Genomic DNA, 8,750 nt, shown 5'->3' with positions numbered 1-8,750 from the left:
AGAGACTCCCCCCGTCTGGCGATTCTCCCTGCCGCCGGCACACTACGCCAACGATGGGGATGAGCCAGAAAACCAACCTTGTCTTGCAAGGCTTTACTGCACTGCCGTTATCGCGGCAACATAGCGACTATGCCCAATCTCAACCACAGCGATGACTCCCCTCGAAGAAGCGGCGGAAGCGGCGGCCAAGCTGTTGCTGTTTCGAGAAATCTGCGCCCATCCCCTAGCCCTGGGCTGGCAGGAGCTGATCCAGCAGTTGATGGCCGGGGATCCCCTGCCTTGCTGGGCGGCCTACGGGCGCTGGTTTGAGCTTTTGGCCCAGCAAAACCTGAGCTGGCGGGAGTGGCTGATCCAGGAGATCCGCTGGGCGGACAACCCCTTTGCCCGCGCGGCGCTGCGAGGTGGGGAGATCCCGACACCCCTTTTGCAAGCAGCACGGCACGATCTCCGCTGCTTACAGATCCTGGCCGAGAGCCAGGAGCTCATCGAAGAGCAGATGCAGGCGCTGGGCCTGGGGATCCCTTGGCCGGATGGGGACAGTGACTGCGCCGGCTGGGATCCGCGCTCTTTTGCCGATTGGGGCCTGAGCCTGGAGGCGTTGATCGCCCACTACCGCCAAAGAGGGGTAGGAATCTGTGCTCGCTATTGGGCGTTTCGCTGGGGGCCGGCAGGGCTAGAAGGGATCCCGGCTCCCGACCTACCCGATTGGGATGAGATTTACGGCTACGAACGGCAGAAGCAGCAGTTGGCCGCCAACACCGAAGCGCTGCTGCGGGGGGATCTGGCTTTGCATGTCTTGCTCTACGGGGCGCGGGGCACCGGCAAGTCTTCGTTGGTGAAGGCCTTGTTGCGCCGCTACGGCCCTCAGGGGCTGCGCCTTCTGGAGCTGAGACGAACTGACTTGATGCAATTGTCGGAGATCTTGGCGGAGCTGAGGAAACAGGGGCTGCCCTTTGTGCTGTTTGTGGACGATCTCTCCTTCGAGGCCGACGAAACCGAGTTCAAGCAGCTCAAGGTGCTCCTGGAGGGGGATCTCGTCGCGCCGCCGCCCAACGTCCGCCTCTATGCCACCAGCAACCGCCGCCATTTGGTCCGCGAGTTTTTCGCCGACCGCCCCAACCCCCAAGATCAAGAAGTCCACGCCTGGGATACGGTGCAGGAAAAGCTGTCGCTGCAGGATCGCTTTGGCCTCACCCTCACCTTCCCTCCGTTCACTCAAGACGATTACTTGGCAACTGTAGAACACTTGGCGCAGCGGCTGGGTTTCGCTCAATCTTTGGCGGCCCTGCGTCGCCGGGCCCTGATCTGGGCGCAGCAGCAAAACGGCTTTTCCGGTCGCACCGCCCGTCAGTTTTTGGATGCCGTTCGGGCAGGGCTGGCAAAAGGGAACGAATGAATCGCTGGCCGCGTTGCGGGAAGTTTATTCTTCGGGGAAGGGATTGGCCAGCTTGTCTACCGTAAAGTAACGATGAAACTTATCCGTCACCCGCAACCAGGGGGAGCGGCTGCCTTCTTTGCGGTAGCGGGTTATAAAGCCTTTCTCCACCAGCTCTGCCACATGCTGATAGGCGCCCTGACCGCGCAACTCTACCAACTCGGCTTGGGAGAGGGGCCCCCGCAGGATGATGGTCGCCAAGGTACGGGCAGCGCCCACCCCGATTTCGGGGGGCAAGAGCTGGTTGGCCAGCTCCAAAAACGGCTCTCGCAACTGCAGGGCAAACCCCTCCCCGACCTGCAATACTTCCAGGGCAGAGTCGCGGTGAGCATAGTCTTCCATCAACTCCAGCAGCGCATCATAGGCCTCATCGCGGCTGCAGCGGGCCAATTGAGCCAGCGCCGATAGGGCCAACGGCTGCCCCTTCAGGTAGAGGATTGCCTCAATCTGGTTTTTCAGGGCTAAGAGACGCCCCCCCTCCACCTCTGATCCGGGATCCAAAACCAACTTGGAACGACGCGAGGCCATAGCGACAAGGGATCCGCCTACTTGTCCCGTAGCATAGCAGCAGTTGCAGGCTGAGGGATCCCTGCTGGGGCGGCCTGGGCCAAGGCGAGCGTTGCTATGCTAAACCATGCCATGGCCTGCTTTCCCGCCCATCGCGCTACTCGGTGCGGAGTACAATTGCACAACCTGAAGCCAATTGCGTAGCATAAATAGGGTTTGGGGATCCCAGAGAATTGGAGAGGTGTCCGAGCGGTTTAAGGAAGCAGTCTTGAAAACTGCCGTGGTTCACGCCACCGTGGGTTCGAATCCCACCCTCTCCGTTGCTTTATTGAGTAACCCACAATGCTGTCCGGCGGCCCCTACCACGCCCCTACTCCCTTGGGCCAGCCTAAGGTAATCTGGCGACGTCAGTCTTCTGCGTCCAGAATGCGGGGCACTTTGAAGAACACATCCGCCCGGTCGGGAGCGTTGGCCAGGATCCCTTCGACATCCGGATAGGGCTCGACTTCATCGGGGCGGGTGGGCAGCTCCATGTCCAGGGCATGGAAGGTGGGCTCCACCCCTTCCGTATTCAGCTCTTTCAGTTGTTCCACGTAGGCCAAGATGTCTGCCAGTTGCTCGGTGAACTGGATCTCTTCCTCCTCGGTTAGCTCCAGACGAGCCAAGTGAGCGACATGTTGTACCCCTTCCCGTTTCAGCATCCTTCCCCCCGGCGCGCAGATCATTAACTTAGCTTAAGGTGGCTGAGAGCAACCGTTCGCGTTGGTGGTACAGAGTCCTTTGGCAGGCAGACTCAATACAACTCGAGGTTGGCGCGCCCGGTGGTTTTCAGCCAGTTTTGGGCCTCGATGTAGTTGTTGGGGGCAATGCGAATGGCGCGGATCCAGTATTGAGCGGCCTCGTCAAACAGGGCCTCTGCCGTTTCTTCATCTCCGGCCTGCAGGCTCTGCTCGCCTTTATGATGCAGCAACACAGCGATGTTGTTCAGGGCAGAACAAAGTCGTGGGTTCAACTCCAGAGCTTGGTGGTAGTACTCCAGGGCCTTGTCCAGTTCGCCGTTGCTTTGGTAGATCAGGCCCATGTTGTAGAGGATGTAGCTACGATCCTCTTCGCCTTGCTCCAGGGTGAGGGCTTCTCGGTAGTTTTCCAGAGCCTCGGCGTATTCCCCTTCGCTCTGAGCGGCCATGCCATCCCGGTAGTAGGCAAAAGCTTTCTTTTGCTCAGAACTCACCCCCGGCAGCAGTTTCAGGATCAGATCGGCCATGACGGTAAAGGTTTTGTCGATGAAGTTGTCGTTCTTCATGCTGCGCGGCATGGCTGACCCCTTTTAGAACTTGGGACTAAAGATTTCTCTCTTGCGTTGTATCACGTCCAAGGCGGGATCCGAAACACAGCCCCGTTGGTTTCACAAACGAGCCCCTGGTCTGTCAAGGCGGTATCGAGGGGCGCTTGCTCAGGCGCACAGGATGCCACTGCAGGGTTTCGCCGGGGGAAACCTCGACTTCACAGGCGGTGTCGATCAGCCGCTGCGCCTGCGCTTGGGGGGTGGGGTAGCGGGCCAGATCTGCATCCACCAGGTGGGGGTGCTCTTGCAACAGCCGCACGAGGAACTCCTGCAATTCCTCAGGGCTGAGAAATTGCTCCGGCAAGCCCGGGATCAGCAGCACATAGTGGTTGGCGGCACGCAACAGTTCGGGTTCCGAGTCTGACATGGTGTTGGGCTGGGCGTCTTCTATCCATCATGAACCAACGGGTTGCGCCTCTCTTGGTATCCTGATAAAGACTTTCCTTGCTCTTGTCTTGTTGGCATTTGAGATCTGCTTTTCCTATGGCTAAGCCGCGCACCCTCTCTGGCATTCAGCCCTCTGGCGAGTTGCACCTGGGCAATTACTTGGGGGCGATTAAAAATTGGGTGGCCGAGCAGGAGCACTACGAGAACTTTTTTTGCATTGTGGATCAACATGCCATCACCGTCCCTCAGGATCCCAAGCTGTTGAGGGAGCGCACCCGCTCGCTGTTTGCCCTTTATTTGGCCTGTGGCCTCAGCCTGGAGCATTGTGTGCTGTTCGTGCAGTCCCACGTGCCTGCCCATACGGAGCTGGCCTGGCTGTTCAACACCATCACCCCCATGAACTGGGCGGAGCGCATGATCCAATACAAGGAGAAAAAAGAAAAACAGGGAGAGGAGACCAGCGTTGGCCTGTTCAGCTACCCGATTTTGCAGGCGGCGGATATTTTGCTCTACCAGCCCAAGTATGTGCCGGTGGGGGAGGATCAGCGGCAGCATATTGAGCTGTGTCGGGATATTGCCCGCCGCTTTAACGACCGCTTTGGCGAGGTGTTTGTGATCCCAGAGGCCCTGATTCGCCCACAGGGGGCGCGGATCATGAGCTTGACCGATGGCACGCGCAAGATGTCCAAGTCGGATCCCTCGGATCTCAGCCGCATTCATCTCTTGGATGACCCGGATACCATCCGCAAGAAGATCCAAAAATGCAAGACCGACCCCATTCGGGGCATTGTCTTTGACGATCCGGCTCGTCCTGAAGCCCACAATTTGCTGACGATCTACATGCTCACCTCTGGAAAAAGCAAGGAGGCGGTGGCGGCTGAGTGTGCCGAGATGGGGTGGGGACAGTTCAAGCCTCTCCTCGCAGACAGCATCATCGCTGCCCTAGAGCCCATTCAGCAGCGCTACCGGGATCTCTGCAACAACCCCGACTATCTGCTGGCGCTGATCCGGGAAAATGCTGCCAAGGCTCGCGCTGTTGCCGAGCCAACGCTGCAAAGGGTGCGAGAGGCAATGGGGTTCCTACCCCCCTAAGGGATCCCTGCTAGTCGCGGTTGCCATCGCGGATCTCGACGGTGCTGAACTCCAGGCCCAGCTCCGAGAGGATCCCTGGCCAGGCCAAGCGCAGGCGCTCCTGCCATTCTTGCCGGTGGTTGATCAAATACACGCAGACCAGGGTGATACCCACTCCCAACCACTGCAGCCGCGTCAGCGATTCCCCCAAGAAGGTGCTGCCGAACAGCAGGGCGAAGATGGGGGTGAGAAAGGTCAGGGAGCTGAATTCGGTGAGGTTCTCCTGGGAGGCGAAATAGAAGAAGAGGGCATAGGCCACAGCGCTTCCCATCACCGAAGCGTAGAGCAGGCCCAGCCAGTGGGCACCGCTCAGGTGCTGCCATTGCTCGCTTTCTGTTAGCGCCGAGAGCAGGATCAAGGGCAGGCTGCCCAACACCATGTGCCAGCCCGTCGCCAACACCGGATCCGCCACCTCCGCCACCTTGGGCATCATCACGGTGCCGATGGCCATCGACAGGGATGCCAGCAACATCCAGACGACGCCAGCCCCCAACTGCAGGGATCCCCCGCCAGATAAGCCGATCAGGCCGATGCCGACCACCCCTATCCCCAAGCTCAGCCAGCCCAGCGCTCCCATCCGCTCGCGGTAAAACCAGGTGGCCATCAGAGCCACCGCCAGCGGCTGCGAGTCGATCAGCACGGATCCCAGCCCGGCGCCGGTCTCTCTCAACCCTTGCGCCAAAAATCCCTGAAAACAGGTGCCGTCCACCAGGGCAAAGGCCAAGACCCACAGCCACCCCCGCCGCCCCTGCGGATGCCAGGGTTGAGACACCCCGGCGGCCCGTCCCTGCCAAAGCCGAAAGGCCAAAACCAGGATCCCAGCCGGCAAGAGCCGCAGAATGGCGATAAAGAGAGGGGTGGTCTCAGAGAGGGCATCCCGCATCGCCACCATCGCCGAACCCCACAGGAAAAAGGGGGCGATCATCAACAGGCGTTGCCAGATAGGCTGAGAAAGCAGGTAAGACTGAGCCATGGGTGCTTCAAACTCGCAGACGGAAGTTAACCCCATGTTAAGCGCTGCGGCAGTTCGGTTACAAATCTTAATTATTGGTTGATGCAAGTTGATGCCTGGCATGGGATCCCTGGAGGGCTTTCTCAACCTGGATAAACCAGCAGGGCTTACCTCCCACGACTGTGTGGCGGTGGTGCGGCGGGTCTTGCGCACCCGCAGGGTGGGGCATGGCGGCACTTTGGATCCGGCGGCGACGGGGGTTTTGCCCATTGCCGTGGGGCGGGCGACGCGCTTTTTGGCCTTTCTGCCGGGGGATAAGGTCTATCGGGCCACCTTCCGCTTCGGGCAGCGCAGCGACACCGACGATGCCGAGGGGCAGATCCAGGTGGGATCCCCTTGTCCGGAGCTGAGCTGCGAGCAGGTGGCGGCCTGTTTGCGGGAGTTTGTCGGCGAGATTGAGCAGGTGCCGCCCCTTTACAGCGCCATCAAGCGGCAGGGGAAAAAGCTCTACGAGCTGGCGCGGGCCGGGGCAGAGGTCTCAGAACTGGGGCTGGAGCCGCGGAGAGTAGTGATTCGGCACCTGCGGATCCTGGGCTGGCGCCCCGGCAACTTCCCGGAAGTGGACCTGGAGATTGCCTGTGGCCCCGGCACCTACATCCGCGCCCTCGCCCGCGACGTGGGGGAGAAATTGGGTTGCGGAGGCTTGATGAGCCGCCTGCGACGGCTGCAAAGTGGCCCCTTTCGCGTCCAGGAGAGCCTGCCCCTGGAGCAATGGCAGGGATCCGCCGATCCCGCCGCCGCCCTGCTGCCGATTGAGTGGGGATTTCGCGATTGGGACTCAGTATCCCTATCTCCGGCTGAGGCCCAGCGCTGGCGGCAAGGTCAGGCCATTCCCCTGGATCCTGCTCAGGCCGGTGCTGAGACCTTGCGGGTCATGAGCAGAGAGGGGGAATTTTTGGGCTTGGGGCACAGCCAAGCAGGTCAGCTCAGGCCGCTGCGGGTGTTGCCGCCGGATCCCTAGTTGCAGAAACATTACATTTTCGTAACAACATTGGCCATTGTCTCGGCGGGAAAGAACCCCCTGCATGCTAAACTTCTGGGGGCAAGTGGGGAGCTCGGAGCGCTGCCGTTGTTGGGCTCCGGCTCGATTTTCCAAGGGTGGCCTTTGGACGTTGCCGACAAAATCTCTTCTCAATCTTTTCTCACTTTTGCATCTCAAGCTACTTTTACATAGAGTTACAGGAACGGAGTTGAGAATATGCGGGATGCCGTAACCACACTGATCAAAACCTACGACCTGGCGGGCCGCTACTTGGACCGGAATGCGATGGATGCGCTCAAAGCTTTTTACGATTCAGGGCTGCGGCGCATCAAGGCAGTGCAGGTGATTAATCTCAACTCGGTGGACATTGTCAAGACGGCTGCCGCAGCTATGTTTGCCCAGGTGCCGGATCTGATCCGTCCGGGCGGCAACGCCTACACCACCCGCCGCTACGCCACCTGTTTGCGGGATATGGACTACTTCCTGCGCTACGCTTCTTATGCGCTGGTGGCTGCCGACAACAGCGTCTTGGATGAGCGAGTCTTGGCCGGCTTGCGGGAAACTTACAACTCCCTCGGCGTGCCCATCGCCCCGACGGTGATTGGGATCCAAAACATGAAAACCCGCACCCTGGAGCTGCTCGGCTCCGGCGAAGACTACAGCTTTGTGGCCGAGCCTTTCGATTACATGAGCAGCAAACTAAGCGAAACCGATATCTAGCCTACTCGTCGGCGTAGGGATTGGCCGGCACCGGTATTGGCTCCACCTGCTCGGCGACGATCACCAACTGAGATTGGCCATCCCGCCGCTCTACGGCCATGCGTCCCTCCAGACGCAGCCAACTATCGGCAGTTAACTGTTCTGCCTCTGGCCAGCGCACCGGCAAGCCCACAGGGTAGGCATCGGCAGCACAGCAACTGACCAAAAAGCGAGCGATAACAAAGTGGTCGGGCCGCGGGTCGGGAACGACGAACCCCTGTACCCGCACCGGCTGCCCTGTGTAGGTGTAGGGATCCGGGTAGACATCCAAGGTGCGTACCCAATCCAGCAGAGTGCGCTGACGCGGGTCGAGCTTGGGACGAAAAGCCTGCGGCTGGCTACGAGATACCCCCAGGTAGGGAGATACCCCTCGGTTGAGGGCAGTTTGGCTGGAGAGCGGTCGCGGCTCGACCCAAAACCCCAGCAGTGCCGTCAGGATCAGCAGTCCTGCGCCCAGCTGCGGTCCCAACAGCGAGGCGTGGGCTTCAGAAGAGGCGACTTTCGCTCCTTGCCAACGGCCAATCCCCAAGCCCAGCAGGCATAGCCCGGCCAACAAAGCCACATTCACGTAGCCGGGATTGATCAACATCAGCAGGGTACCCCGCCAGCGGTAAACGATCAGCAGGATCCCGAGCAACATCAACCCGGACGCCTCCCAGTAGGCTATATGGCCCCACGCCAACAGTTTCCTGGGCCAAGACATAATCTTGGTTTTGATACGCACTCCCTCTGGGTTTTGTTTTTCCCGAATAGGACTAGAACTGCTTTTGGGCATGGTTACACCTTTTTCACACTACTCCGAGCCCAAGTTTAGCAATCCTCGCGCAATTTTCCACTACCTGTGTGGCGAGAATGGGCAAGGTCTTTACTGCGATTTCGCGGTCACAGGTATTGAGGTTCACCCAAATAGAGCTCAGCAAAAAACTTCGTTTAGCCCACGTTCCTGATCGGCAACTTTACAAAAAGCACCGTGATTACCCTGTCTATTGCTGGACGGTTTGCCTGTGGTGGATCGTAAGCCCTAGCAAGCTACAGCTTTTTCCAGCGTTATCTAATAAGCCAATGTAGATCTATCTCTTGTGTCGTGAAGATCCGGATTGGCTACAGAACTTCCGTGAAGTCAGAAAAAACTGTACGGCTGTGGGGAGTATGTCAAAGCTGTCGGGATCCCATCGTCAATTCAACGAATTCA

Annotated in this window: 10 protein-coding genes and 1 tRNA gene; 5 read left to right on the top strand and 6 right to left on the bottom strand. The window is 59.3% G+C overall.

Features of this window, described 5'->3' with window-relative positions; translation table 11 throughout:
• Positions 1-151 precede the first annotated feature (151 nt).
• Positions 152-1,396, top strand: a complete 1,245-nt coding sequence (locus tag NW857_RS11365; protein WP_414332738.1) for an ATP-binding protein — start codon at positions 152-154, stop codon at positions 1,394-1,396.
• A gap of 24 nt (positions 1,397-1,420) precedes the next feature.
• Here the strand turns inward: NW857_RS11365 and scpB are convergent, their stop codons facing one another.
• Positions 1,421-1,963: an SMC-Scp complex subunit ScpB gene (gene scpB, locus NW857_RS11360; RefSeq protein WP_414332740.1), complete on the bottom strand. Its 543-nt coding sequence runs from the start codon at positions 1,961-1,963 to the stop codon at positions 1,421-1,423.
• A gap of 214 nt (positions 1,964-2,177) precedes the next feature.
• On the opposite strand from scpB, the gene NW857_RS11355 reads away from it, so the two are divergent.
• A tRNA-Ser gene (locus NW857_RS11355) sits at positions 2,178-2,262 on the top strand.
• 87 nt (positions 2,263-2,349) lie between these two features.
• Here NW857_RS11355 and gatC read toward each other — a convergent pair.
• The 3 genes from gatC to NW857_RS11340 form a co-directional block, all read right to left on the bottom strand.
• Positions 2,350-2,643 carry an Asp-tRNA(Asn)/Glu-tRNA(Gln) amidotransferase subunit GatC gene (gene gatC, locus NW857_RS11350; RefSeq protein WP_414332742.1) on the bottom strand — a complete coding sequence of 98 codons (294 nt, stop codon included), beginning with the start codon at positions 2,641-2,643 and terminating at the stop codon, positions 2,350-2,352.
• Positions 2,644-2,735: 92 nt separating this feature from the next.
• Positions 2,736-3,257: a photosystem I assembly protein Ycf3 gene (locus NW857_RS11345; RefSeq protein ID WP_414332744.1), complete on the bottom strand. Its 522-nt coding sequence runs from the start codon at positions 3,255-3,257 to the stop codon at positions 2,736-2,738.
• Positions 3,258-3,369: 112 nt separating this feature from the next.
• Positions 3,370-3,654: a chlororespiratory reduction protein 7 gene (locus tag NW857_RS11340; RefSeq protein ID WP_414332746.1), complete on the bottom strand. Its 285-nt coding sequence runs from the start codon at positions 3,652-3,654 to the stop codon at positions 3,370-3,372.
• 116 nt (positions 3,655-3,770) lie between these two features.
• Between NW857_RS11340 and trpS the strand changes: the two genes are divergently transcribed.
• Positions 3,771-4,766: a tryptophan--tRNA ligase gene (trpS, locus tag NW857_RS11335; protein ID WP_414332748.1), complete on the top strand. Its 996-nt coding sequence runs from the start codon at positions 3,771-3,773 to the stop codon at positions 4,764-4,766.
• Between the two features lie 10 nt (positions 4,767-4,776).
• On the opposite strand, the gene NW857_RS11330 is transcribed toward trpS, so the two are convergent.
• Positions 4,777-5,778, bottom strand: coding sequence for a DMT family transporter (locus NW857_RS11330; protein WP_414332750.1), 1,002 nt, complete (start codon positions 5,776-5,778; stop codon positions 4,777-4,779).
• 100 nt (positions 5,779-5,878) lie between these two features.
• Between NW857_RS11330 and truB the strand changes: the two genes are divergently transcribed.
• The gene (gene truB, locus NW857_RS11325) at positions 5,879-6,778 is read left to right on the top strand and encodes a tRNA pseudouridine(55) synthase TruB (RefSeq protein WP_414337610.1); all 900 of its coding nucleotides are present in this window, start codon (positions 5,879-5,881) and stop codon (positions 6,776-6,778) included.
• A 237-nt stretch (positions 6,779-7,015) separates the two neighbouring features.
• Entirely contained in the window at positions 7,016-7,519 is a 504-nt protein-coding gene (apcB, locus tag NW857_RS11320; RefSeq protein WP_414332752.1) for an allophycocyanin subunit beta, read from the top strand.
• A gap of 1 nt (position 7,520) precedes the next feature.
• Here apcB and NW857_RS11315 read toward each other — a convergent pair whose 3' ends face one another.
• Entirely contained in the window at positions 7,521-8,198 is a 678-nt protein-coding gene (locus tag NW857_RS11315; protein WP_414332754.1) for a TIGR03943 family putative permease subunit, read from the bottom strand.
• Positions 8,199-8,750: the final 552 nt, after the last annotated feature.

The sequence above is a fragment of the Synechococcus sp. H55.9 genome (assembly GCF_047462355.1).
Lineage (GTDB): Bacteria > Cyanobacteriota > Cyanobacteriia > Thermostichales > Thermostichaceae > Thermostichus.
The sequence above is the reverse complement of the archived record's forward strand: the minus strand, read 5'-3'. Positions and strand labels throughout refer to the sequence as shown.